The sequence below is a fragment of the Caproiciproducens sp. CPB-2 genome (assembly GCF_036287215.1).
Classification (GTDB): domain Bacteria; phylum Bacillota; class Clostridia; order Oscillospirales; family Acutalibacteraceae; genus Caproiciproducens.
This window is the reverse complement of sequence record NZ_CP142860.1, coordinates 2,769,126-2,794,408: the sequence shown is the minus strand read 5'-3', so window position 1 is coordinate 2,794,408 and position 25,283 is coordinate 2,769,126. Positions and strand designations below refer to the sequence as shown.

At 53.7% G+C, this 25,283-nt stretch carries 26 protein-coding genes; 15 read left to right on the top strand and 11 right to left on the bottom strand.

The annotated features are described in order from the left end of the window. Positions 1-8 precede the first annotated feature (8 nt). The 10 genes from neuB (at position 9) to VXK30_RS13815 (ending at position 10,433) form a co-directional block, all read left to right on the top strand. Entirely contained in the window at positions 9-1,007 is a 999-nt protein-coding gene (gene neuB, locus VXK30_RS13860) for an N-acetylneuraminate synthase (RefSeq protein WP_275715222.1), read from the top strand. Beyond that, a complete protein-coding gene (locus tag VXK30_RS13855) occupies positions 997-2,040 on the top strand; it encodes a Gfo/Idh/MocA family protein (RefSeq protein WP_275715224.1) in 1,044 nt (347 codons plus the stop codon). Before neuB ends, VXK30_RS13855 begins: the two co-directional genes overlap by 11 nt. Beyond that, complete coding sequence (locus VXK30_RS13850) at positions 2,037-2,972, top strand: Gfo/Idh/MocA family protein (RefSeq protein WP_275715226.1); 936 nt, start codon at positions 2,037-2,039, stop codon at positions 2,970-2,972. Before VXK30_RS13855 ends, VXK30_RS13850 begins: the two co-directional genes overlap by 4 nt. Further along, on the top strand, positions 2,969-3,718 hold the full coding sequence (locus VXK30_RS13845) for an acylneuraminate cytidylyltransferase family protein (RefSeq protein WP_275715228.1): 750 nt from the start codon (positions 2,969-2,971) through the stop codon (positions 3,716-3,718). Before VXK30_RS13850 ends, VXK30_RS13845 begins: the two co-directional genes overlap by 4 nt. Positions 3,719-3,843: 125 nt before the next feature. Next, positions 3,844-4,890 carry a nucleotidyltransferase family protein gene (locus VXK30_RS13840; protein WP_275715230.1) on the top strand — a complete coding sequence of 349 codons (1,047 nt, stop codon included), beginning with the start codon at positions 3,844-3,846 and terminating at the stop codon, positions 4,888-4,890. A gap of 57 nt (positions 4,891-4,947) precedes the next feature. After that, positions 4,948-5,262, top strand: a complete 315-nt coding sequence (locus VXK30_RS13835; protein ID WP_275715231.1) for a hypothetical protein — start codon at positions 4,948-4,950, stop codon at positions 5,260-5,262. Then, on the top strand, positions 5,255-5,590 hold the full coding sequence (locus VXK30_RS13830; protein ID WP_275715233.1) for a hypothetical protein: 336 nt from the start codon (positions 5,255-5,257) through the stop codon (positions 5,588-5,590). Before VXK30_RS13835 ends, VXK30_RS13830 begins: the two co-directional genes overlap by 8 nt. After that, positions 5,568-7,520 (top strand): motility associated factor glycosyltransferase family protein, encoded by a 1,953-nt coding sequence (locus VXK30_RS13825; protein ID WP_275715235.1) that lies wholly within the window; start codon positions 5,568-5,570, stop codon positions 7,518-7,520. The genes VXK30_RS13830 and VXK30_RS13825 overlap by 23 nt, the downstream gene beginning before the upstream one ends. Further along, positions 7,504-7,875 carry a tetratricopeptide repeat protein gene (locus tag VXK30_RS13820; protein ID WP_275715237.1) on the top strand — a complete coding sequence of 124 codons (372 nt, stop codon included), beginning with the start codon at positions 7,504-7,506 and terminating at the stop codon, positions 7,873-7,875. Before VXK30_RS13825 ends, VXK30_RS13820 begins: the two co-directional genes overlap by 17 nt. Positions 7,876-7,877: 2 nt before the next feature. After that, positions 7,878-10,433 (top strand): glycosyltransferase, encoded by a 2,556-nt coding sequence (locus tag VXK30_RS13815; protein ID WP_275715239.1) that lies wholly within the window; start codon positions 7,878-7,880, stop codon positions 10,431-10,433. A 94-nt stretch (positions 10,434-10,527) separates the two neighbouring features. Here VXK30_RS13815 and VXK30_RS13810 read toward each other — a convergent pair whose 3' ends face one another. Next, a complete protein-coding gene (locus VXK30_RS13810) occupies positions 10,528-10,899 on the bottom strand; it encodes a DUF4183 domain-containing protein (protein WP_275715242.1) in 372 nt (123 codons plus the stop codon). A gap of 233 nt (positions 10,900-11,132) precedes the next feature. Here VXK30_RS13810 and VXK30_RS13805 point away from each other — a divergent pair, with 233 nt between their 5' ends. Continuing rightward, the gene (locus VXK30_RS13805; RefSeq protein ID WP_275715244.1) at positions 11,133-11,801 is read left to right on the top strand and encodes a class I SAM-dependent methyltransferase; all 669 of its coding nucleotides are present in this window, start codon (positions 11,133-11,135) and stop codon (positions 11,799-11,801) included. Between the two features lie 124 nt (positions 11,802-11,925). Here VXK30_RS13805 and VXK30_RS13800 read toward each other — a convergent pair whose 3' ends face one another. The 8 genes from VXK30_RS13800 to VXK30_RS13765 all read right to left on the bottom strand — a co-directional run bounded on the left by VXK30_RS13800 (position 11,926) and on the right by VXK30_RS13765 (position 18,744). Then, a complete protein-coding gene (locus tag VXK30_RS13800; protein ID WP_275715246.1) occupies positions 11,926-12,393 on the bottom strand; it encodes a hypothetical protein in 468 nt (155 codons plus the stop codon). 74 nt (positions 12,394-12,467) lie between these two features. Then, positions 12,468-13,193, bottom strand: a complete 726-nt coding sequence (locus tag VXK30_RS13795; protein WP_275715248.1) for a FadR/GntR family transcriptional regulator — start codon at positions 13,191-13,193, stop codon at positions 12,468-12,470. A gap of 32 nt (positions 13,194-13,225) precedes the next feature. Next, positions 13,226-13,993 carry a fumarylacetoacetate hydrolase family protein gene (locus VXK30_RS13790; protein WP_275715250.1) on the bottom strand — a complete coding sequence of 256 codons (768 nt, stop codon included), beginning with the start codon at positions 13,991-13,993 and terminating at the stop codon, positions 13,226-13,228. Between the two features lie 17 nt (positions 13,994-14,010). Next, positions 14,011-14,721 carry an ABC transporter ATP-binding protein gene (locus tag VXK30_RS13785; RefSeq protein ID WP_275715252.1) on the bottom strand — a complete coding sequence of 237 codons (711 nt, stop codon included), beginning with the start codon at positions 14,719-14,721 and terminating at the stop codon, positions 14,011-14,013. Positions 14,722-14,737: 16 nt separating this feature from the next. Then, positions 14,738-15,517, bottom strand: a complete 780-nt coding sequence (locus VXK30_RS13780) for an ABC transporter ATP-binding protein (RefSeq protein WP_275715254.1) — start codon at positions 15,515-15,517, stop codon at positions 14,738-14,740. Beyond that, positions 15,514-16,512, bottom strand: a complete 999-nt coding sequence (locus VXK30_RS13775; protein WP_275715256.1) for a branched-chain amino acid ABC transporter permease — start codon at positions 16,510-16,512, stop codon at positions 15,514-15,516. Before VXK30_RS13775 ends, VXK30_RS13780 begins: the two co-directional genes overlap by 4 nt. A gap of 17 nt (positions 16,513-16,529) precedes the next feature. Then, on the bottom strand, positions 16,530-17,420 hold the full coding sequence (locus tag VXK30_RS13770) for a branched-chain amino acid ABC transporter permease (protein WP_275715258.1): 891 nt from the start codon (positions 17,418-17,420) through the stop codon (positions 16,530-16,532). Between the two features lie 73 nt (positions 17,421-17,493). Continuing rightward, positions 17,494-18,744, bottom strand: coding sequence for an ABC transporter substrate-binding protein (locus VXK30_RS13765; protein ID WP_275715260.1), 1,251 nt, complete (start codon positions 18,742-18,744; stop codon positions 17,494-17,496). Positions 18,745-19,080: 336 nt separating this feature from the next. On the opposite strand from VXK30_RS13765, the gene VXK30_RS13760 reads away from it, so the two are divergent. Continuing rightward, the gene (locus VXK30_RS13760) at positions 19,081-19,815 is read left to right on the top strand and encodes a FadR/GntR family transcriptional regulator (RefSeq protein ID WP_275715262.1); all 735 of its coding nucleotides are present in this window, start codon (positions 19,081-19,083) and stop codon (positions 19,813-19,815) included. 142 nt (positions 19,816-19,957) lie between these two features. Then, positions 19,958-21,040 carry an iron-containing alcohol dehydrogenase gene (locus tag VXK30_RS13755; RefSeq protein WP_275715264.1) on the top strand — a complete coding sequence of 361 codons (1,083 nt, stop codon included), beginning with the start codon at positions 19,958-19,960 and terminating at the stop codon, positions 21,038-21,040. A 247-nt stretch (positions 21,041-21,287) separates the two neighbouring features. Here VXK30_RS13755 and VXK30_RS13750 read toward each other — a convergent pair whose 3' ends face one another. Together VXK30_RS13750 and VXK30_RS13745 are read right to left on the bottom strand one after the other, a co-directional pair. Further along, positions 21,288-22,175: a dihydrodipicolinate synthase family protein gene (locus VXK30_RS13750; protein ID WP_275715266.1), complete on the bottom strand. Its 888-nt coding sequence runs from the start codon at positions 22,173-22,175 to the stop codon at positions 21,288-21,290. 201 nt (positions 22,176-22,376) lie between these two features. Beyond that, a complete protein-coding gene (locus tag VXK30_RS13745; RefSeq protein WP_275715268.1) occupies positions 22,377-23,081 on the bottom strand; it encodes a FadR/GntR family transcriptional regulator in 705 nt (234 codons plus the stop codon). Between the two features lie 219 nt (positions 23,082-23,300). Here VXK30_RS13745 and dapA point away from each other — a divergent pair, with 219 nt between their 5' ends. Both dapA and VXK30_RS13735 read left to right on the top strand, forming a co-directional pair. Then, positions 23,301-24,236: a 4-hydroxy-tetrahydrodipicolinate synthase gene (gene dapA, locus VXK30_RS13740; RefSeq protein ID WP_275715270.1), complete on the top strand. Its 936-nt coding sequence runs from the start codon at positions 23,301-23,303 to the stop codon at positions 24,234-24,236. A gap of 40 nt (positions 24,237-24,276) precedes the next feature. Further along, positions 24,277-25,278, top strand: a complete 1,002-nt coding sequence (locus tag VXK30_RS13735) for a ribokinase (protein ID WP_275715272.1) — start codon at positions 24,277-24,279, stop codon at positions 25,276-25,278. The last annotated feature ends 5 nt before the right edge of the window (positions 25,279-25,283 follow it).

The window sequence follows — 25,283 nt, the reverse complement described above, 5'->3', positions numbered from 1 at the left end:
CAGGGCAAATGAAAAAAACACTGATCGTGGCGGAAGCGGGCGTGAACCATAACGGCAGAATCGATCTGGCCTGCCGGCTGATTGACGCCGCCGCGGAGGCCGGGGCGGACTATGTAAAATTCCAGACCTGGAAAAGCGAAGCGATCATATCAAAATACGCAAAGAAGGCGGCGTATCAGAAAGAGACCACCGGCCCGGAAGAATCCATGCTGGACATGGTCAGAAAGCTGGAACTGCCCTTTGAGGATTTCCGGCGGCTCAAGGACCACTGCGACGCGGCGGGGATTGGTTTTTTGTCCACTCCGTTTGACACGGAAAGCGCCCGGTTTTTATCCTCCCTGGGCATAAAAATCCTCAAGATCCCTTCGGGCGAGATCACGAATCTGCCGCTGCTGGAAACCATCGCCGGGCTGCCCGGCTCTGTTTTTCTGTCGACCGGCATAAGCGAGCTCTGGGAAATCCGGGACGCCGTCTCCGTCCTGCAAAGGAACGCGAAAAAAGATATTACGGTGCTGCACTGCAACACGCAGTATCCGACGCCCATGAGGGACGTAAACCTGCGCGCCATGCAGACCCTGAAAGAACAGCTGGGGCTGCCGGTGGGACTGTCGGACCATTCGCAGGGAATCGAGGTTCCCATTGCCGCCGCGGCGCTCGGGGCCCGGGTCATCGAAAAGCATTTCACGCTGAGCCGCGGGATGGAGGGCCCCGACCACCGGGCGAGCATTGAGCCGGATGAGCTTTGCAGGATGGTCAGGGACATCCGCAATATCGAGCAGGCGCTCGGCAGCGGGGAAAAGCATGTGACGGATTCCGAGAGGGAGAACCGCGGCATCGTCAGAAAGAGCATCGTCGCTTCCCGCAAGATTTTCAAGGGAGAGGTGTTTACCGGGGACAATATCACGGCGAAAAGGCCGGGGACGGGGATTTCGCCGATGCGCTGGTATGATGTTCTGGGAGCGAAGGCCGTCCGGAATTTTGAGGAAGACGAAGAGATTGAGTTTTAGGCGGGAGCGGATTTTACGGCCGTATTCGGAAAGGAAATTTGCGATGAAGCTTCTGGTGATTGGTCTGGGCTCCATGGGCAGAAGGAGGATTGGACTGCTCTTAAACCACTTTGACGGCATCACGGTATGCGGGGCCGACATCCGGGAAGAGAGAAGAGCCCAGGCCCAGGCGCTTTTCGGCATTCCCGTTTACGCGGACGCTTCCACGGCGGCCGAACGGGAAAAGCCGTACGCCGCTCTAATCTGCACTCCCCCGGCCGGCCACAGCGCCGTCATTCTGGACTGCGTGAAAAAGGGACTGCACATTTTCAGTGAAATCAATTTGCTTTCGGACCGGTATGAGGAGATTTTGCAGGCCGCAAAAGAGCACCGGGTCAAACTGTTTTTATCCTCCACCCTGCTTTACCGGGGGGAGATCGAAAAGATCAGGGACTGTGTTCTGAAGCAGCCGGAAAGGGTGAATTACCGGTACCATGTCGGCCAGTACCTGCCGGATTGGCATCCGTGGGAAAACTACCGCGATTTTTTCGTGAGCGACCCGCGAACCAGCGCCTGCCGGGAGATTTTTGCGATTGAACTGCCGTGGATTCTGCATACCTTTGGGAAGATAAGGCGGGTTACGGTTTTCAAAGACCATCTCTCCTCGCTGGAGCTCGGGTACCCCGATAATTATTTTGTTGTGCTGGAACATCGAAACGGGAACAAGGGCATCTGGATCGTGGATGTCGTCTCCAGAAAAGCGGAACGGAACCTTCTGGTCTATTCGGAAAAGCTGCACCTTACCTGGGACGGAACGCCGGATAGCCTGTATCAATATAATATAGAGGAAAAAAGGACGGAGAAAATAGAGACCTGCTCCAGCGTGCTCAGGGATGAAAAGTATGCGGAGACGATCACGGAAAACGCTTATCTGAAGGAGCTCAGGGTATTTGTCGATAAAATAACCGGCGGAAAAAACAGGGAACGGTATACCTTTGAGGAGGACCGGAAAACCCTGCGGCTGATCGACAGAATCGAGGGGACAGGGCCTTGAAGGTCTGCTTCTGCGGGCTGGGTTCCATAGGAAAACGGCACCTCTGGAATTTGACCGCCGTTGCCCGCGGGCGGAACCTCCCGCTGGAAATCTACGCGCTGAGAAAAACCGGCGCGGCGCTGGACCGGGAAACGGAAGCGCTTCTCGCCGGACAGCTTTTTGGGGAAGAGGAGCTCGACAGCGATTATGACATCGCCTTCATCACCAACCCCACCAGCCTGCATTATGCCGCAATCCGGGCAATGGCGGGCAGAGCAAAGCATCTGTTCATTGAGAAGCCGCTGTTTGACGGCGGGGATTACCGGCTGGAAGCCCTGCACCTGAACCCCCAGGGCGTGTATTATGTCGCGGGGCCGCTGCGGTTTTCGCCCGTGATTCAAAAGCTTGGGGAAATTTTACCCGGAGAACAGGTTTACAGCGTCCGGGTCATCTGTTCCAGCTATCTGCCGGACTGGCGGCCGGGCACCGACTACCGGCTGGTGTACAGCGCAAAAAAGGAGCTGGGCGGCGGCGTCGCGCTGGACCTGATTCATGAGTGGGATTATCTGGTCGCCCTGTTTGGCTTTCCGCAAACGGTTTCCAGTGTTTTGGGGAAATATTCGCGCCTTGAAATCAATAGCGGGGACCTGGCGGTCTACCTTGCCCGGTACCCGGATAAAGCGGTCGAGGTGCATCTGGACTATTTCGGCAGGGTGCCGAGGCGCGAAATAGAGCTTTTTACCGAAACCGGCACCATTACCGGCGATCTTTTGGCGAACACCGTCTCGTTTACGGACGGCAGGGAACGGCTCCGCTTTGAGGAAGAGGAAAATGAAAGCTATCTCAGGGAAATGCGCTTTTTTATCGATCATATTTGCGACAGAATTCCGTACAGCAATCTTCGCCGCTGTCAGGCAATTTTAAATATTGCTTTGGGAAAGGAGGTCCCATGAACATTCTGATTACGATCTGCGGCAGAGCCGGTTCCAAAGGAATTCCAAATAAAAACATGCGGCTCTTTTTCGGGAAACCGCTGATCGATTATTCCATAGCGGCGGCCTGTCTTTTTAAGAGAAAGCACCGTTTTGATACGGTGGACGTCTGTGTCAGCAGCGACAGCGACCAGCTTTTGAAAATGGCCGAACCTTACGGCCCAATCTGCATCAAAAGGCCGGAGGAGCTTGCCCTGGATGTGTCGCCCAAGCTTCCGGCCATCCGGTACTCGCTTCACGAGATGGAGCAGGAATCCGGAAGACAGTACGATTATGTCGTCGATCTGGATATCACGTCGCCCTTCCGCAAGACCGCGGACATCGAATCCGCGCTGGAGAAAGCCGTGAGAAATCCGGATACGGATGTTGTTTTCTCCGTGGTCCCCTCCAGAAGAAACCCCTATTTCAATATGGTGGAACAAAGGGAGGGGGAAATGAGGAAGGTGCTGGACGGCGGCTTTACGGCGCGGCAGCAGGCGCCGAAGGTCTACGACATGAACGCGTCCATCTACTGCTACCGGCGAAACAGCCTGTACAGCAGGCTGAAGCTGTCCCCCCTTGACGGAAAATTCGATGTTTTCCTGATGCGGGACACCGCGGTGCTGGACCTTGACTGCGAGGACGACTTCAATCTTCTGGAAATACTGGCGTGCTATTTCTTTCAGGAGGAGTTCAAAGAGCTGTACGACTATGTCAGCAGGATGTAAGGCGGAGGAAGATCCGACGACAGGCCCTGTCACCAAAAATGCCCCGAAAAATATAATGGAAACAGAGATTCCGGCATATAATGAACAACCGTTTATTAAAAATACTGCACGGACAGGGGCACGCCATGAACGACTGGGAAAAAATACGAATATCACCGGATACAAAAATTCAGAAGGCCATTGAAATCATCGATGCGAGCTCCCGGCAGATCGCCGTGGTAACGGACCGGGACGGAAAATTGCTGGGTACGGTTACGGACGGGGACATCCGCCGGGGCATCCTGAGGGGTATTCCGCTGAGCTGCCCGGTGGAAGACATTATGAACCCCCATCCGGTTACGATTCCCGAAATGAAGGATCAAACGAGCATCCTGAATATTCTGAAAGTCAATAAGCTCCGGCATCTTCCCGTAGTGGACGGCGCGGGCCGGGTAGTGGGGGTCGAGTGGATCGACGACCTAATTCAATTGTCCAGAAACGAGAACTGGGTCGTGATCATGGCGGGGGGAGAGGGGAAACGGCTCGGCCCTCTGACGGACTGCTGCCCGAAACCGATGCTGAAAATCGGCGGCAAACCCGTGCTGGAAACCATTTTAAACCAGTTTATCAAGCAGGGATTTTATCAGTTCTGCCTTTCGGTCAACTACCTGTCGGAACAGATCCGGGATTATTTCGGCGACGGTTCCAAATGGGGCGCGGAGATCCGGTATATTATGGAAAAGGACGTGATGGGGACGGCGGGCTCTTTGAGCCTGTTTCCGGTAAAAACAGACCGGCCGGTGCTTGTCGTCAACGGGGATATCCTGACAAAGCTGAGCTTTGAGCAGCTGCTCGATTTTCACCTGAGCCGTCGGGCGCGGGCGACCGTCGCCGTGGCGACCTACGATTTTCAGGTCCCGTACGGGGTGGTGAAAGTCAATAAAGACAGGCTGATCGGGTTTGACGAAAAACCCGTTTACGCCAGCTTTATCAACGCGGGGATTTATGTGCTGAACCCCGAGGTTTTGAGCGGCATTCCGAATGCCTATTTTGACATGAACCGTCTGCTGGAAAATATGCTGAAAAACAAGGAACCGGTCTGCATTTTCCCGATTCGGGAATATTGGATCGATATTGGAAAGCCGGAGGATTTTCATCAGGCAAATCTGGATTTTCCCGGGGTGTTCCGATGAAACGCGGCCGGTCCGCAAAGGGGAGCCCCCGGTTACGGAAACGACGGGAGGGAGCATATGAGAATCAGGGAAAATTTTCACGATGGCTGTGAGCTTTATACGGAGGAACTGCGCAAACGGACTGCGGACCTATTTCGGCAAGCGTTTCAGATTACGGAAATGAAGCGGCTGCTGGCTGAAATACGGAAGCAGTCCGTTTTGCTGCGGGAGGTATTTCTGACGGAGGAGGAAATGGAGGAAGAACAGAAAACAGCGGATGATTTCGACGCCAAAATGCGGGGGACGGTCTCCTTTACCCTGAACAATCTGGAAACGTACCAGCAATCCGCCTGGAAAGAATTGATTTACAAAGGAGACGTCGGCCATGAATGAGTTCACTCCGCTCTGTGAGCGGAACGGCCGGTTCCGGGAATCCCTGCGTTCGTCCGTCGGTCATTTCAGAAAGGGAGAGGACCGCTCCGGCTTTGACGAATTTCTGAACAGCCTGGATGATCTGGAAAGCATCCTCGATTATTTACAATGCGTGGGAGAACCCGAAATAGAACTGGAGGAATTGCTGGCGGCCCTGAAAGAACTGCCCGCGTATCTGCACGGGCAGGATGTGACCGCCCTGACCGACGCGCTGGAATTCGCGGTTTATCCGCTGACTGAGAAATGGATCGGGGGTGTGACGGAAAATGACGATAGCCCCAAAAGATAAAACAAGGGAGACGTATGAAAAAAATCTGCGGCTCCTGGCTCCGTGGATACAGGACTCCCTGGCGAAAATAGAGGAAGAGGAGCTGTGGCGGAAAATAGAGGTTCGCTACAACGGGGAGGGACTCCCCGTCTGCCGGTATCATCAGGGGGAGAAAAGCTTCCGGATCACGGGCGCGCGGCCCGCTGAGGAAGCACAGCAGTGGTACGCATCCCTCCGGGAGCGTGAAACGGGTTGCATCTTTCTGTACGGCAGCGGCTTCGGCTATCCGCTGTTTGAGGTGTTCGCGCAAAAAAGGCCCAACACGCTGGTGATCCTGTTCGAGGAAGACCTGTGCCTTTTTAAAGCGATGCTGTATTATTTCGACCTGACGCCGATCATCGAGACACGCAAAATCATGATTTTCATCGGTGACAGCGGCCATTTCGCCAGGGCCTTCGACCAGCTGTTCCTCAGCATTGTTTTTTACAGCTGTACTTATCCCACCCCTGCCTTTACCCTTGCCGCAAGGCGGAATTTCAGGGAGCAGTATCTGAAAATCCACAGGTATGTCTATGCGAGGCTATCCCTGTTTACATTCTATACGGGAAACGACCATATGGACAATCTGATCGGGTTCTGCAACCTGCTGGGAAATGCCGGGGAAGTGCTCCGCAACCCGTATTTAAGCTGTCTGAAGGACCGGTACAAAAATGTTCCCGCGTTCATTGTCGCCAACGGTCCGTCGCTGGATAAAAATATGAAACAGCTGAAAAAAATCCGGGGGAAAGGGCTGGTGATCTCGGTGGAGTCCGCCATCGTTCCGCTGATGAAAAATCACATTGAACCGGATATCCTGACCATCATTGAGCGCACTCCGGAAACCTATACCTATCATTTTGAAAACAGGGATTACCCAAAGGACATGGCCTTAATCTGCCTCGCGCTGGTCGATCAAAGGGTTTTTCCCTCCTTCCCCGGCCCCCGGATTCCCGTGTTCCGGAAAGGGGAGGCCTTAAACGACTGGTTCAACCGGCACCTTGGGGACGAAAGCGCGCTGGAAGCGGGCGCCAATGTGTCCCACCTCGCTTTGGAGCTCGCCGCGTATCTGGGCGCGAATCCCGTCGTGTTTGTGGGGCAGGATTTTGCCTACGGCCCCGGGGGCGCCACCCACAGCAGGGGCGCGGCCTACAATGAGGAAAAAGGGAAAAAAGCGAAGGAAATCTTACAGGCGATGCCCGTCGTCTATGTGGAAGGAAACAACGGCAGGAAGCTTCCCTCCAACTGGCTGTGGTCGGATTTCAAATTAGGGCTGGAAATGAAGATCGCCGCCCATCCGGAAATCCGTTTTCTCAACGCCACGGAGGGCGGGGCCAAAATAGAGGGAACGGCCTGCGAAAAGCTGAGTCAGGTGATTCAGGAATACTGTACGCAGCCCATTCCCTGCCGTATGAATGAATTTATTTTGGAGAATAAGGAAAAGCTGTCTCTTCCCGAAAGGCGGGAACGTCTTGCGCAGTTTATCACGGCGGTGGAAACCTATGCGGGCCTGTACAGGAATCTGGTCGGGGAGGCGGTCGGCGCCCGGCTGGACTGCAAAAGGATGGTCCGGCTGAACGAAGGGGAAGACAGCGAAAAATACCGCGCGCTGCTTGACCGGACATACCGGAAAAATTGGGAGCGGTATCAGCTCTTTCTTTCGGACGCTATGTACCGCTGCTTCCTGCAGCAGGTTTTCTTTGTCTATTATTATCTGATGAACCGGCTGGGACCGCCGGATACGCCGGAGAAGATCACAGAGGTTTTCAAGCTGCAGTATAATTTTTTCAGCCATCTGCAGGTTGTCTGCCAGAGTGTCTCGGTCCATCTGGAAAACGCTGTGGAGGAACTGAACAGGGTGCTGGATGAACTGGAAAACGAAACGGAGGGGGCGGAAAATGAACAGCCTGAATGACCTGCAGCGGAAACTCGGACTTTTCCTGAAGGAGCCGGAAAATCCCCGGCTCCTCAACGGGATCGGGGTGCTGCTCTATCAGATGGAGGATTGGGAAAATGCCGGAAGGTATTTGAAAAAGGCATATGAGCTGGACCCGTCCGATCAGGATATCCTTTATAATTACGCAGCCCTGCTGGGCACCCGGTTCCGGTGGAAGGAAGCCGCCGCCGTCTATGGGGCGTATCTTGCGCTTTGCCCTCATGATGAAGAGGCGATCGAAAAGATGGGGGATTCCTTCTATCAGCTCGGCGAGTACGATTCGGCGGCCCGGACGTATAAACTGCTCCGGGAAACGCGGAAAGGAGCGTCCTGATCATGGAGGAAGGAAAACGGCTGAGCCTGTGCATGGTTACAAAAGACGATGAGGAATTCCTTTCCGCGTGCTTTGAAGAGCTTCAGGGTGTCGCCGACGAAACCATTGTCGTCGATATCGGTTCCCGCGACGGGACGGCCGCGCTTGCCCAAAGGCTCGGCGCGAAGGTTTATCAGATGAAATGGGGGGACAGCTGCGGCGAAGCGAAAAATTTCTGCCTTGATCACGCAAACGGAAGATGGGTCCTGTTCCTGCAGCCGGGCGAAAAGATCCGCGAAGAGCACGTGGAAAGAATCCTTCCGCTTCTGGACAATCCGAACGTGGAAGGGTATCTGTTTCACGTGAACAATCCCTCGGAGGAACATTCCGTTTCCTCCCCCGTACAGTCGCTCCGTCTGTTTCGGAACCGCGGGAAATACCGCTTCCGGTACCGGTCGTTCGAGCAAATTCCGGATGAGCTGCTCGGCGCGCTGGAACTGGCTCCCGTTACGGTTGTACACAGGGATGATTCCGTGCTTTCCAGGGAACTCGATATGCGGGTCCCTCTCCTTTCAAAGGATTTGGAAGAGCATCCGCAGGACGGCTATGTACAGTATCTGGCCGGCATCGAGCTTCTGAACCGCCGGCAGTACGGGGAAAGCGTTCCGTATTTACAGGCTGCGTACGCCGGTGCGAGCTTCGGGGAGCTCTTCGCCCCCCATTTACTGAAATGCCTGGGCTGGGCTTATCTTTGCCTGCGGCGGTATGAGGAAGCGCTGAAAATCCTGAACGAGGGCGTTGAAAACTTCCCTTTTTACTCGGATTTTTTGATTCTGCGCGCGGAACTGCACAAACAGCTGGAACGGTATGGGGAAGCGTTTCAGGACCTGAAAGCCTGTATGAAAATCAGGGAGCAGCCCGATACCTGCGTGCCGGGGCCGGAGATCGACAGCGCCGTTCTGTTTGAAACGCTGGGAGAGCTCCATGAGCGGCTGTGCAACGACCGTCAGGCGCTGCGCTGTTACTGCAGGGCCTGTGAGCGGGACGGTGCGGATGACGGCCTTCTGTATTCCGTCGGGCGGCTGGCCCAAAAGACCGGTTCGCCGGAAATCATGGAAAACCTGTGGGAACAGTCCGTCCGGCAAAAAAATCCGCAGCGGCTGATGATACTGACGGATATTCTTTTCCAGCAGCGGGAGTATCCGAAAATTCTAAAAAATATGGAATGCCTGGAATCGTTGCTGGGAAAAGGGGAGCAGACGGAAAGCATCCGCCTTTCCTGCAGCCTGATGCTGGGGGACGCTATAGAGGATTTTTCGGCCGTTGACGGGAACAGCCCTTTTTACAGCGAGCTTTTGCTGCGGCGGATAGAAAACTGCTGGTTTCGCGACGATTGGCCGCAGGCACAGCGGCTGCTTCTGGAAATGGACGGCGTGCAGGAGATCGACGCGCCGTTAAAGTCCCTGTTCCGGCTGATTCAGGACCTGTTTACCGGAAGGCAGACGGGGACCCGGGCGCTCGGGCAGCCGGAGGCTGAAACGGCGGTCCGGCTTCACAACCATCTTCTCTGGCTGGGCCGGCAGGAAAAAGCGTCGGTCCTTCTGCCGCTTTTGCTTGCGTCGGCGGACGGGGAAGGTATGATGAGCCTTGCGCGGGAATGGGCGCGGCAGGACCGGTTTCCAATGCTCCGGACAATTTTCGGTCATGTTTCCGGTGAAGAACAGCAGATCGCGTTCAAGCGGCAGGTCATAGAGCAGCAGCTGTCCGACGGCCTTCTGGAAACGGCGAAAAAGGTGATGCAGCTGGGCAAACCGCAGTCCATAGGGGATTTGGAGTATGTGCTTTGGGCCAGATTCTTTATGGAGAAGCTGGGAAAATGGATACGGAGTTTGCGGGGAGGGACGCAGGAGAGCGAAGAAGGCGAAGCTTTCCCCGCACCGGACCGGCCGGACGATGCGCTGTTACGGTTTTATCACAGCTTGGATCCGGCGGCGAAATCGGGCGAAGGCGCTTCCGATGAGGACGATGCAAACCTTGCAAACGGGGAGATACACAATCGAATCGGGGATTTTTATGAAAGACAAAAGAAAGAGGAGATGGCCCTGTGCGCTTATCTGCGGGCGCTGCAACGGGATTTCCTGAACGAATACGCACAAAAAAAGGTGAAGGCGCTGTTTAAAGAAGCGCCGGATCGCTTCCGTGACTTTCTGGAACAGACGGAATGGGTGCCGGAAGGAGAATGGTTCTGCCACCGGGAGGAGTTTGTCTACTTCGTTTACGGGTTGATCCATTTCCAGAGCTGCCTGTTTGAACAGTCCTATGCATTCTTTTCCCAGACGGCTGCGGGGGAAAAGAGTTACCCCGCCGCGCTCGCCTACCGGGCCGGGATTCTGTGGCTGGAAGGAAAGGAAACGGAAGCCGTAGCCCTGCTGGATCAGCAGGGGAGAACGGCGGAGCTGATTCGGCTGCTCGACCGGATATGCAGAAGCTATGTTTTGTGCAGGCTGGAGGAAGGACGCCGGAAATACCCGTACAGCGAACGGATATCCAGAGAGAGGGAAGAGATACGCAATGGATAATGAAAAGGATGCGTGGTAAAACGCATCCTCTTCGTGCCTGCGAAAGCGGAACAAGGGGGGGCGGCTGTTCGGTGGGGAAAGCCGTGTACTCCGTTTAGCCGGTGATGGAAGTGACCGGCGCGAAGTTGGTTACACCCAAAGTAATGGGGGAACTGGCCAGAATGGTGACCGGTGCGGTGAGCGCGGCGTTGCCGATGGTAATGCCGGCCGCGGAATCGACGGTGTACATACCGGACTGAGTCAGTGTGCCGTTGATGAATAACATATAGAAACCGTTGTTATCGGTTGCGGTCGTTATCTCGGCTACCGTGGCGCCGTCGTCATCCACCAGACTGCCGGGCGCTATGGTGTAGGAAACAGTGGAGGTGATGGTGATATCCGCAGAGGTTGTTCCAAAATACCTCGACTGTGTCGGCACTGTTTCGGTTGCACCGGCCATAACCAGTTTGAATAACTGTAATGCCATTGATATCCTTCTTTCTTTTTTCAGTGTCAATTTCCCGTTTGCGGGCGGTATCCCGTGTCAGCGGCTGCAGGACCGGGCGGGGGCTTGGGCTTTCCATGCGGTTGGGCAGAAAATATCCTTCTTAATCCCTGCCGCCCGTGTTTCAGGGTACATGACACTAAGCTATATATATAGTATGCGGCGGGCTTTTTGCAGGGAACCGCAAGATGATTTCGACGATAGGGGGAACGAAAATGGACAGCTTTGACCCGGCATGGGAAGAGATTTTTCAAAATCAGGAATGGGGCAGGTACCCCGGCGAAGAAGTCATCCGCTTTGTCGCGAGGAATTTTTACAAAGGCGACCGGGCCCGGATAAAACTGCTGGACGCCGGCTGCGGAACGGGGGCCGTCACCTGGTACATGGCCAGAGAGGGCTTTGACGTTTACGCTTTCGACGGTTCGGAAACGGCCGTCCTTAAAGCCAGGGAAAGAATGCGGGAGGAGGGGCTGCGCGCCCGTATCTGTGTCAGCGATGCCGCCGGCATGCCCTATTCCGATTGCTTTTTCGACGGTTTGGTGGACTCGGCCATGATCAACGGCAATACGGTCCAAAACATAAAAATGATTTTACAGGAATGCTTCCGCGTGCTGAAGCCGGGCGGAAAATTCTTCTCCACCGGCCTGTTCAAGGAGGGAATGACCGGCTACGGTACAGGGAAGAAGCTGGAAGAAAATACTTACCGGGAAATTACCGCGGGGAATCTGGCCCACAGGGGCACGGTCCATTTTTTCGGGGAGCAGGAGATTCAGGCTCTCTGGTCGGAAGCCGGATTCCGGAATATTGTCATTGACTCCATCGAAAGAACCGAGCAGGGCGGGCAAAACAGGATATGGTATTATCTGGCGGAGGCCGAAAAATAACCGCTCCGGCGGCAAAGAAACAACCCCCTCTGCGGACAGTGGCTGTCTGTCCGCTTTGGGGGTCGTTCCTTATTTGCCTGGAAGAGTTTATGACTTCAATTTATGTCATGAATGATTGGAGCTTTCAGATTTCGGGAATCCCCTCCAGCGGCTCCGTGGGGCTGAGGCGGGGAGCGTCCATTGCGGGACTGGCCACAATGATCGTAACCGGCGTGTCGTCCTGCGCCACGGCGACGAAATGGGCCTTGCCGGGATGGATGACGATTTGCGTGCCGGCGGGGACTCTGACGAGCTGGACGCTGTCCATATCGATCTTTCCGTCTTTTATGTCAGCAAACGGCATGATGGCGGTCCCCTGCACAAAATAGAACATTTCGCAGTCCTCATGGTACTCCAGCTCCGCAAAAACCGGCGTATGCTTCCAGATGTTCAGCACGCCGCCCGCCAGTGTGCTCTGTTTCATACCGGCGCGCAGGGTCGTCGCTCTCCACTCAAACCAGTTTTCCCGGTAAACCTGCGCGGCCCCGGGCATCTGGACGTCTACGCCCCTGACCAGGCCGGGGGCAATCTCCTGTATTTTCTGTTTTCTCATTGCGAAACTCTCCTTTTTATTTCATCCGGTTCTGCTGAAAGCCGGATGAGTTCAATCTGTATAAGGCTTTTCTGTCACAGCGTTTTTTTCATACTTTCGGGCTGCAGATTCTTCAGCATTTTCAGGTAATTGATGCGCGAATTGGCGACGTGGACTCTCATCTCCTCCACAGCGGTTTCCACCTGATCGTTTACCATTGCGTCGTACATTTTGCGGTGTCCTTCCTGCGCGTTCAGGCCTTCCCTGTGGCTTTTGAAGGACTCGCGGCGCAGTTCCCGCTGCAGCCAGTTGATATTGTCCATGATGTTCAGGATAAACTGGTTCCGGCTTGTCTCTAAAATTGCCTTGTGAAATTCATAATCGGTTGTTTCCATGACGCTTGGGTCGCCCGATTCCACCGCCTGCTCGAACGCCAGCAGCTTATCGTGTATTTTTTCCATGTCCGCGGGAGTCGCCCGTTCCATCGCCAGCTTGATCGCCAGCGGCTCCATTGCGCCTCTCACGTTGACAAAGTCGGTGATTCTCGTTTTATTCTGCTCATACCAATCCTCGGCGTTTTGCTTTTCGTTTCCGACGGGATTGATGATGAACACGCCTTTGCCGCACAGCACCTCTACGATTCCTTCCGCCTCCAGCACGCGGATCGCTTCCCGGACCGCGGAGCGGCCGATGTTCAGGATTTGTCCGATTTCCGCCTGTGTCGGCAGCCGGTCGCCGATCTGATAGCCTTCGGTCTGTATCAGTTCTTTCAGTTTTTCTACTGTCTGGTCAGTTACAGACACCTTGTGAATGGGTTTCATATTCCTCACTCCCTTTGCTGCAAAGCTTCCTTTTATCGTATTTGGGCGGCTCTCACTGTGTTTGTCAGCCGTCCGATCTGTTCGATTTCCACATCCACCGCGTCGCCGGGACGAATGGGCCCTACGCCGGAAGGGGTTCCCGTCAGAACGACGTCCCCCGGTTCCAGAGTCATGATCCGCGAAAGGTAGCTGACAAGCTCATACGGCTGAAACAGCAGCTGGGACGTGTTGGAGTGCTGGACCAGGCGGCCGTTCAGATAGGTCCGTATTTCCAGATTTGCGGGGTCGGCCTGCGTCTGGATGCAGGGGCCCAGCGGCAGAAAGGTATCAAACCCCTTCGCGATGGTCCACTGCCCGTCCGCCGGCTGATAGTCGCGCGCGCTGACGTCGTTTGCGCAGGTGTATCCCAATATGTATTCCGCCGCGTTTGCCTTTTTAACCTGTTTTGCCTTTTTCCCGATCACGATCGCCAGCTCGCCCTCGTAATCCACGTGGGAGGAAATGGCGGGATACTCGATTTCCTGCTGCGGCGCGATTACCGCAGTGCTCGGTTTCAGGAACACGACCGGCGATTCCGGCGTTTTTGCCCCGGATTCCGCAATGTGGTCCTTGTAGTTCAGCCCGATGCAGACCGCCTTTCCCGGCATGACCGGGCTTAAAAGCCGGACCCGGCAAAGCGGAACCGTTTCCCCGGTTTCGGAAAAGCCGCTCCCGATATCGCCCTTCAGGCGGCGGACGGTCTGTTCTTCCAGGCTTCCGAATTCCGTTTTTTCTTCAAACTGGTAACGGATCAGTTTCATAATGCACCATCTTTCCTTTATCCGCCAAGATACGCTTTTTTGATCGTCGGGCTGTTCAGCAGTTCCTTGCTGTTTCCGCACTGCACCATGTGGCCCACTTCCATGACATAGGTCCTGTCGGAAATGGACATGGCCATAAATGCGTTCTGTTCTACGATGATGACGGGGATTTTGCGGACCTCGTGGATTTTTACGATCGCGTCAAACATTTCGCTGACGGTAACTGGGGCAAGGCCCAGAGAAGGCTCGTCGAACATAATGAGCTTCGGGTCGGACATCATTCCTCTGCAAATGGCAAGCATCTGCTGTTCGCCGCCGCTGAGGGTGCCCGCCAGCTGCTTGGAGCGTTCCTTCAGCCGGGGGAAAAGGGCGTAGGATTCCTCAATGTTTTTGTTCAGTTCCGCTTTGGAAAATTTTCTGTTAAATGCGCCCATTTCCAGATTTTCAAGCACGGACATTTCGGGAAAAACCTCGCGGCCTTCCGGAACATAGACGATTCCCCTGTGAACGATCTTGTGGGCGCGGACATTGCCGATCTCCTCGCCCATGAATTCGATGGAGCCGCTGCTGGCTTTGTTCAGCCCGGCGATCGCTTTCATCAGCGTGGACTTTCCCGCGCCGTTGGCGCCGATGATGGACACGATCTCTTTGTCGTTGATCTCCATGGAAACGTCGAAGAGGGCTTGCACTTTCCCGTAAAATACGTCAATCTTATTAATCTTTAGCACGGTTCAACCTCCTCCTTTAGGCTTTCTCGGACTGGTATCTGTTGCCCAGATATGCCTTGATGACTTCCTCGTTGTTCTTAATCTCATCCGGCGTACCCTCTGCGATTTTTGCACCGAAGTTCAGAACGGTGATCCGGCTGCAAATGTTCATGACGACGTCCATGTTGTGTTCAATCAGGAACAGGTCGATGCCAAGGTCGAAGGTTTTCAGCATGATATTGACGAACTCCACACGCTCGGAAGGATTCAGCCCGGCCGCGGGCTCGTCGAGGAAAAGCAGCTTGGGGTCCATCATCAGCGCGCGGCCCAGCTCGGTCATTTTCTGGCGTCCGTACGGCAGCGACGAGACTTTTTCGTCCTTCAGGTCGTACATGCCGATAAAATCCAGAACCTGCTTTGCTTTTTCCTCCACCTGTTTTTCTTCCTGCCTGCTTTTGGCGGGATCGACCAGAAAGCGGAGAATGCCGGCGGGCATCATCTGGTGGCCGCCCACCATCAGGTTTTCCATCACCGTCATGGAGGTGAACAGCTTCAGGTTCTGGAACGTCCTTCCGATCCCCAGCCGGGCGATCTGGTGGGTGGGCATTCCGCTGATTTCGGTGTCCCCATAGAAAATCCGGCCGCTCGTTACCGGAAAAGCGCCGGTAATCATGTTGATGGTCGTGGTTTTTCCGGAACCGTTCGGCCCGATCAGCGCGTGGATGTTCCGCTCAGCCATTTCGAAGGACAAATCGCGTACCGCGACCAGCCCGGAAAAGTTTTTTACAACATTTTCAGTTCTTAATATTGTCTTCATTTGGCGATCCTTCCTCCCCATATTTCCCGGGCTTTCTTAATGGAATGGAATATATCGAAATGCCTTTCCTGCCTTTCCGATTTTTTGAAAAGCGACACAATGCCGTACGGCAGGAACACTGCGAAAATCAGCGTGATAATACTGAAAATCAGCCAGTAATAATTCTGCATAAAGCGCAGGATTTCCGGCAAAAGGGTTACCATGACGGCGCCCAGTATGTTTCCCGCTACGGAGCCGATGCCGCCGATCATCATCATAACAAGGTAGTTTACCGACAGGTCCTGATTGAACGCCGTCGGATTGATGTAGCCCATCATGTGGGTATACAGGAAACCGCCGATACAGCCGTAGACGGCCGCCATTGTGAAGGCAAGGATTTTCAGGTTTGCGACGTCGATTCCGCACGCTTCCACCGCGTCGCTGTTGTCGCGGATGGCTTTGAAGACCCTGCCCCATTTGGAGGAAACGATTCTTGCCGCCGCGATGGCCATAATAATGGTAAGAGCGAAATAGAGGTAATAAATTTTAAACGGCGTGTTGAATTCAAACCCGAACAGATTCAGGAAAGGGATGTTCTGAACGCCCTGGGAGCCTCCCGTAAAATCGATGGCGTTGGTGAGAATCAGCCTGACGACCTCGCTGAAGCCGATCGTGGTCAGCGACAGATAGACGCCCTTTACACGCAGGCTGGGGTAGCCGAGCCCTCTTCCGATCAGGAAGCCGATCACAATGGCAATCGGGAAGCCGAGCCAGACCGGGGTGCCCAGCTTGGTGCACGTCAGCGCGGAGCCGTAGGCGCCAAGCGCGAAAATGCCCGCCGTGCCCAGATTCATCTGGCCGGTCAGGCCGGTAATAAAGTTCAGGCCCATGACCACAATGATATTGACAAACACCTGATTCATCAGCTGCTGATGGTAAAGGTTGCTGTCGAACAGGGGGAACGCGACCAGCAAAGCGAGGATTAGAGCCATCAGCGCAATTTTAACTTTTTTCATATCCGGCATGCTCCTTTCTAACGCAGGTTTTTCCGGTGTCCCAAAATGCCGGACGGACGGACCAGCAGGAAGATGATCATCAGCACGAAGCCGACACAGTCCTTATAAACGGCCGGAAGCACGATGGTGCTGAAATTTTCCAGGACGCCAAGGAAAACGCCGCCCGCGATGACGCCGGGCAGATAGCCGAAGCCGCCGATGACGCCGGAGGAAAAGCCCTTGAGCCCGATCATATTCGCCATGGCGGTATCCACCGTGAACAGCGGGATGACGAGCATGCCGATGACCGTACATACCAGGGAACTGAGCACGATGGTAAACACGATGTTCTTGCTGACGTCAATTCCCATCAGCGTGGCGGCTTTTTTGTTCTGCTGTACGCAGCGCATGGCCTTTCCCGTTTTGGTCGTCTTGAAGAAAATCTGCAGCGAGGCGACCAGCAGAGACGATATGACAATGATCCAGACATTGACGCGGCCGATAATTATGTTTCCAATCTGATAGGTTCCCGTCAGATAATTCGGAAGGGTGAAGGGAATGGGCCCCCAGATCAGACGCACCAATTCCGAGATGATCCGTCCAAGCACGACGGTGCCCATAACGGCAAAAATAGGAGAGGCCATGCTGCGCAGGGGATTGAAAATCCCGACCGCCACCAGCACGCCGAAAAGAAACATTACCAGCAAGGACGCGAGCACCCCCAGGGCCGGGGGAAGGCCCATCCGGATTACGAAGGTACCCGCAAAGATGTAGGCGCTCAGCATAATGAATTTGTCATGGCTGAAATTCAAAAGACCGGTTGAATTCCAGACCAGAGTGTATTCGATGCCGACCAGAGCATAAATAAAGCCCATGGCAACGCCGCTTACGATTAATTGCAAGACGCTTTCCAGCATTGTTTTTTTCATCTTCTTTCCGTATTGTCATAAAAAATCCGCCTGTTGCTGCGGCGCAAGATGCAACAACAGGCGGGAAGTGCACTTACTTTACGTCGACAGAAATCGTCTTGATAACCTGAGGAACCTTGCTCTTGATCTGAACCAGCTTGCACTCGTGGATCAACTCGTTGTTGCTGTCGGCATGATATGTACCGGATAATCCGGAAACATCCTTGGTGCTGGCCAAAGCCTCGCGGATTGCTTCCCTGTCGGCTTTGCCGGCGCGGGTGATCGCGTCCGCGATCAGGTAAGTGACGCTGTAGTTGTTGCCCGCGTACTGATCCGGGGCAATCCCGTATTTTTCTTTAAAACGTTTTGCAAAATCCTGCACTTCCTCGGACGGATCGGTAATTACGAAGTCGCATACGCTGTAGAAGCCTTCGACGGCCTTTTCGTCGATCAGGTCGAGCACCTGCTGCGTGGAGGTGGCGGTGGAGGTGATGACAGGCTTGTTCAGGTTAAGCTCATAGAACTGACGCGCTGTCAGCGCGGATTCCGCGTCGTCCGTCCAGGAAATCACGACGTCGACATTTTCGTTTTTCAGCTTCATGATCTGACCGGTCAGGTCCTTGTCGCCGGAGTTGTGTCCTTCGGAAACGAAGGGGACGCCGACCTTGGTAAGATAGGCTTCGATCACGCCTTTGCCGCCTACGCCGAAATCGTTGTTGTTGTAGGAGATTCCGACTTTTTTGGCGCCCAGGTCCTCCACCGCGTATTTCGCGGCGACTTCCGCGGAAATCGCGTCGCAGGGCCTGATTTTAAACAGATATTCGTTGCCGATGGTTCTCAGCTTCGGGCTGGTTCCCTGTGACAGGAACGGAACCTTCGCCTTTTTCAGGGTATCGCTGGCCGCCATGACGCTGCCGCTCAGGTGGGGCCCGATAATGGCGACCACGTCGGGGTTGCTGGCCAGCTTGTTGACCGCGTTGATAACGACGCTCTGGTTCGATTGGTCGTCCGCGACCTCAATCACCAGCTCCTTGCCCAGCACGCCGCCCTTGGCGTTGATTTCCTCAACCGCCATTTTTACACCCTGCAGCGTTCTTTCGCCTGCCATCGGGATGCTTCCGGTGATACCTGCGGAAACGCCGATGGTGATTTTGCCGTCAAACTTCTGCTCTGCAGCGGAATTTGCCGTGCTCGGACTGCCGGAAACGTCCGACGACTGTGAATTGCCCGCGCACCCATAGGAAAATGTCAAACATAATGCCATTACCAAAGCCGTGATCTTCCTGAACCAACTCTTGCTGATGGTGGTTGCCCCGTGTGCACTCATGGTTTCGACCTTTTTCATTGTTTTTTTCTCCTCCTAAAATAATACTGAATGGGATCCTCGAAGACCTTCACGCCGATTTGTAAGATCATAAAATCATATGATTGTCTGATAACATATGTAAATTATACGAGAGTAAATTCCATCTGTCAAGAGTGTTTTTAAGTTAATTATATATTTATTTTTAATCTTTTAATTTTTTTATGTGCAATATTTTAAATCATCTGTAAGGAGATCTGACAAAAAATGCAAATTTGGCTTAAGATCATGAAGTTCTTAGTTGCTTTTTTCTTTCAAACATTTTATAATTATTTTTAGTAATACGTTTCCTGTATATTGAGAGGAGTGTTCTGCCGTATGCAGCCAATCACAAAGGTTTCCATCACGGACAAAGTGGTCGAAGCTATTAAAGAATATATTATTACCGGGAACTATTCTTCCGGGGATAAGCTCCCTTCCGAAAACGGACTGAGCCAGCAGCTTCAGGTGGGCCGTTCCACCATTCGGGAAGCCCTTCGCATTCTGCAGGCGATGGGGTATGTGGATATTCAGCACGGGAGAGGCGCGTTTGTCGCTCAGCCGCGCGACATTACCGCCAGCATTGCAAAGAACTGGTTTTCTGTGAACAATTATAAAATTGCGGACATCATGGAAGTACGCCTTGCGGTGGAGCAGATGATGGCAAAGCTCTGCGCCACAAATATGACGGACAGCGAGCTGGCCAGCCTGATGGAAATCCACGAAAATTTTGTGCAGGCCATTCATACCGGACAGATCAACCAGATCATTATGTACGACGAATATTTTCACGCCGGCATCGCGAAAGGCTCGCACAATCCGCTGTTTATCACCATTAACGCGCAGATTTCCGATGCGCTCAGGTCCTACCGCGCCCACTCGTATTCCATTCCGGAAAACCGTACGCACGCGGTGAAGCCTCACCAGGATATCATTCAGGCACTGGTCAGGCACGACCCCGCCGAAGCCTCCAAAGCAATGGAAACGCACATCCTGATCGCGCTGGAAGATATGTCCATGCTGGTGCAGGGGCAGGACAGTTCGGAGACCGCGCACGAGGCTTTTAACAAATAAATCCGGATTTTATCAATCCTGTTTTTCATAAAAGGGTTGTAATTTCCCGATATTGATGGTATTATTTTTACAATCATAGATTGTCTGATATCAGTCAGTATGCTCAACGAACAATGTTACAATACAGAAGGAGTACGGATTTATGAATAATCGGGAAGCGATCCAACTTGGCGCGGGGCGGTACATACAGTATTACGGCGCTTTGGACGAAATCGGCGCCGAAGCTTCGTCCATCGGCCGGAAAGCCTATATTTTAGGCGATGAAACCACACTGGCCAAGGTAATGAAGAAAATGGGAATGAAGCTGCAGCAGGCCGGGGTGGACTATGCGGTAAAGGCATTTGACGGGCCGGCAGTGGATGCAAGCTTTGAACAGATCGCTCAGGAGGTCCGCGGGAGCGGCGCTGACGTTATCATCGGTGTGGGCGGCGGCAAAACCATAGACATTGCAAAAGCCGCCAGCGACCTGACGGACGTGAAGATCATTACGGTCCCCACTTCCTCCGCCACCTGCGCCTCCTACGCCGTCCTTTATGTCGCTTACAATGAAAACGGGTCGGTCAACGGAAGCCGGTTTATGCATCACGAGGTCAGTGCGGTCATTGTCGATCTGGAGATCGTCCAGGACGACTGCCCGCCGCGCTATTTCGCCTCCGGCATCGCGGACGCGATGGCGAAGAACCCGGAAATCATGTTTACCATGATCCGGCTGGGAACCGCCAACAACCGTGCCAATACCGACGCCGCGACGGTCGTTGCGAAATACACCTACGACAACTATCTGGAAAAGGCGCAGAAGGCCTATGAAGCCTTCGTAAACGGGGAACACTGCGATCTGGTGGAAGACATCGTTTGCTGCAACATCATGCTTACCGGGCTGGTTTCCAACCTTTCCACCGGCGGCAAGCAGCTGGCCCTTGCCCATAACTTTTACGACGCGGTCTGCTGCATGTACAAGGAGGTCCGCCGCCAGTATCTGCACGGAGAGCTGGTCGGCCTGGGAATCCCCCTTCAGTTGGGAGTCAACGGGGTTCCGCAGAAGGAGATCGAAGCAATCAAAAAATTCCTGGCAAGTATCCATGTCCCGGTCACTTTGGAAGAAATCGGAATTTCCACGGATGACGCGACTTTGGAAAAGCTGACGGATTATATCCTGAACGCTACCGACAAGGACGATCTGGAGCTCCGCAGGGCGATCCGCGCCAACCTGAAATACATGATGTAACCTGCCGGTCAAGCTGCTTTCTTCTTTTGTCTCCCTCGAACATCCCTTCCGGTAAACGGAAGGGATGTTTTACGCTCCGTCCGCGATGCGGGCAGGGCATGTGAAAAAGCTCACCTCGCATCGGATGACGGATGGCGGAAGCCGTGGTCACAGTATGCGAAAGGTGAGCTTTATGAATAAAATCAGGAACATATCGGTTCGGGGATAAAAATAGAAAGGGGAGTTATGTAAGGATTGTGCCGAAGAATTATTGAATGAAACCGGCCTCTCTGAGAGCGGTTTCAATTTTTTCCTGATCCTGCTCCGCAATATGGGTGATCGGGGAACGGGGATAGCCGGGGTTCCTGCCCAGCAGACGGAGGGCGTGCTTAATCCGGATGGGGAACTGGTTTCCGGCGATGGCCTGCCAGGTGGCGTACATCCTGTTCTGCAGCTTTAGAGCATGGGCGTTGTTTTTATTCTGCACGTCGTTCCACATTTCCACACAGATCTCGGGGAATACGGTCAGAATAGCGGAAATAGCGCCGTCCGCGCCGAGCTCATAGGTGGAATACAGCATGTCGTCCGTCGCGCTGAATATTTTGCCGCGGCTGCCGTTTACCATCTTCATTTCGTAAAATGCCATAATGCCGCCGCAGCTCTGCTTAATGCCGATCACATTCTCAATGTTGAGCAGACGGCTGAACAGGCGGGCGGAAATGGTGTTCTGGGGGACGACATTGTAAATGACGATCGGTAAATCCGCCGCCTTGGAAACAGCCTCGTAAAAACTGTAGTTGCCTTCGTCGTCCGGGACAAGCACATTATAGGAAACCGGGGTAACCATCAGCGCGTCCGCGCCCGCAGCCTTTGCGGCCAGCGCGCCTTTGACGGCCGCCCTGGTGCTGTTGCGGATAATTCCGGCCACAATCGGGATGTCCCTGTCGATCGAACGGATCAGTTCGATCATGCGGACCAGTTCCTCGTCGGTCACAGCGGCTCCTTCGCCGGTGCTGCCGCCGGGGCTGATTCCGTGAACGCCCGCTTTCAGTAAAAATTTGATTTCCTTTTCAACAAGTGCCTCATCCAGCTCGCCGTCTTTTGTAAAGGGAGTGATGAGCGGAGCGATAATGCCATAGAGCTTCTTCTCTGCCACTGGAACTTCCTCCTAATATCATAATCACATGACATCGGACGAATCTGGCCCGCTTTATGCCGAAAGCGGTAACCAACAAGCATAACAATATGATTGTAATATTGTCTGACAATTAATCTTGTGGTTATTATACTTTACTATGCAAAGTCTGTCAATAGAGAAAATCGCCCGCCGCTAAAATAATTTTCCGCGGGCCGTAGCCTATTCTGACATCATCGTTCCCAAAAGCGCGTGCATGTCGGACTCGATCGTCTGCAGATGCCTGATCAGAGTATTGACGCTTCCCTCGACATTCCTTTCCTTCATCTGTTTGAGAATTTCGGTGTGGTAGGGAAGGGCGTTGCTGTAGACTCCGCTGTCAGAGAAGGTGTAAGCGCGGAACTGGCGGAACAGGTTGACCAGGCTCTTGCTGATATTGATGAGCAGTTTATTGCCCGACAGCTTCATGATCTCTTCGTGAAAAGCCTCGTCCAGCAGCAATAGCTGAGCCGCGTCCTTTTTGTCGACGGCCTTGACGAACGCGGAATGAATCGCTTCCAGCTCCCGGTACTTCTCATCCGTCAGCTTTTCTACCGCAAGGCGCATGGCAATCGGCTCAATTCCCTGGCGGACCTGGATATACTCCTGAAAGGTGGCGCGGTTGGCGACAAACAGCGGCTTGCTGTTTTCGATCTTCTTTTTCCAGTCGGCGACAAAGGAACCCTTGCCGGATTTCAGCTCCACATAGCCCATGGCCTCCAGCACTTTGAACGCTTCGCGCAGGGTCGGACGGCTGACATCCAGCTCCTTGCACAGCGCTGCTTCGGGTGCAAATTTTTCTCCCGCTTTGAAAGTTCCCATGATAATCTGTTCTTTGATGGTGTCCACAACGGTGTCCGTTAATGAAATTCTTTTGATTTGTTCCATTTGCTGCATCTCCGTATCATTAGCTTCGGATATGCAACCAGTATACAAATTGCTCAAAAATCTGTCAAGCTAATTATTTTTTTGAAATAATGATTGACATTTTTGTTTTCTTGTATATACTGAAGTTATGACGTCAGACAATCTTACAAGGTGATGATTTATCGAAACGGTCTTCATGCCGGAAGGCTGTTCAATAAAACAAAGAAGGAGTTATTCAAAATGACAAGAAAAGAGTTTACAGCGAAATATGGCCAGATTCTTCTTCCCCTGGTAACCCCTTATGATGAGAACGAAGAAGTCAACTATGGCAGATATGCCGAGCTGATTGAATACCTCATCGCCAACGACCTCTGCGATTCCTTTATCGTAACCGGCACCACCGGAGAAGCTTCCCTTCTGACCTTTGACGAGCGCGTCAGGCTGATGGAGACGGCGGTGAAGACCGTCGCCGGCAGAAAGCCCGTCATCGCCGGTACCGGCTGCGCTTCCACCAAGGAAACGATTGCTCTGACAAAAAAAGCGGTTGAGTGCGGCATCGACCTGTGCATGGTAGTCGCTCCTTTCTACAACAAACCCACACAGGAAGGCATCTACAACCATTACAAAGCGGTGGCGGAAAGCACAACGGCCAATATCCTGCTCTACAATATCCCGATTTTCGTAGGGGTCAACATTGAAGCGGAAACCGTCGCAAGGCTGGCAAAATTCGATAACATCATCGGCATCAAGGACGAAGCCGGCATCAACCCCACCCAGATCACGGACTATTTTATCGCTACCGGGAAAGTCGATCCCAATTTCGTTATTTTCAACGGCGACGACATCATGCTGCTCCCCACCATCGTACAGGGCGCCATGGGCGTTGTCAGCGGCGGCGCGCATATTTTCGGCCACGAAATCAGAACCATTATCAAAGCGTTTGAAGCGGGCGATCATGAAAAGGCCAAGGATTTGTTCGTGCCCCTTTATAAATTCTGCAAATCCTGCGGCCAGAACGGAAGAATTCTTCCCAACTCCATTATGCGTCCCGCCATCGAGCTGGTTACCGGAATCAAGGTCGGCCCGGCCAGAAAACCCCTCGCTCCCATTACGGAGGAGGAGAAGAAGGTTCTCATCGACACCCTTACTTCCATCGGTGTAAAAGTGAAAGCATAGCCGGTTCCGCGATGACCGTTCAGCTGTAGGGAGGAGAAATATGAAAAAGAAACCCAAAATTTTGGTGGTTGGCAGTTTCGTCATGGACCTGATTGTCAGCACGAAAAAATTCCCGAATTCCGGGGAGACGGTTCTGGGAAAAAGCTTTCGCACCGCTCCCGGCGGAAAGGGCGCGAACCAGGCGGTGCAGGCGGCCCGGCTGGGCGCCGAGGTCACTATGGTGGGCAAGGTGGGGAACGACGATTTCGGAAAGCGGCTGATCGGCTCCTGCGAAGAGTCCGGCATCCATACCGGATTTGTGGCGACCGACCCGGAAGTATCCTCCGCGGTTGGAAACGTGCTGCTGGAAGTCGGTGACGGCCGGGCGGCAAAAAACAGGATTATTGTTGTTCCGGGCGCCAATATGACCATTGTCCCCGGGGAAGTCGGCTTCCTCAGGGAAGCCGTCAGCCAGTACGACATGGTCGTCCTGCAGCTGGAAATTCCGATGAGCATCAATGAGCTGGTGGCGAAATATGCCTTTGAAAAGGGCGTCCCGGTGATGCTGAATTCGGCTCCGTCCGCTCCGCTTTCTGAAAAACTGCTTTCCCGTCTGGCGTATATCTCCCCGAACGAGCACGAGGCGGCCGACCTTACGGGCATTCAGATCCGCAGGGAAGGCAGCCGGGTGAACCAGGACGACCTGAAAGCGGCGGTCGGTTCCCTGCTTTCCAGGGGCGTGAAAAATGTGGTGATCACGCTCGGCAGTGCGGGAGCCGTGATTGCCAATCAGAACGAATTTATCTATGAACCGTGTGCCGACGTGGTGGAAGTAAAGGATCCGACCGCCGCGGGGGACTCCTTTGTCAGTGCCTTTATCACCGGCGTCTGCGCGGGGTTGAAGCATTGGCAGGCGCTTCATTTCGCGAACTATACCGCGGCGCTGACCGTTTCCGGAATGGGTGCTCAGCCTTCCCTGCCGCACCTTTCGGAGGTTGTTGAACTGATGAAGCGGGAAGATCGGACGGATTTTGATTTTTCTCTGCTGGAAGTCCTTAAATAAACCCG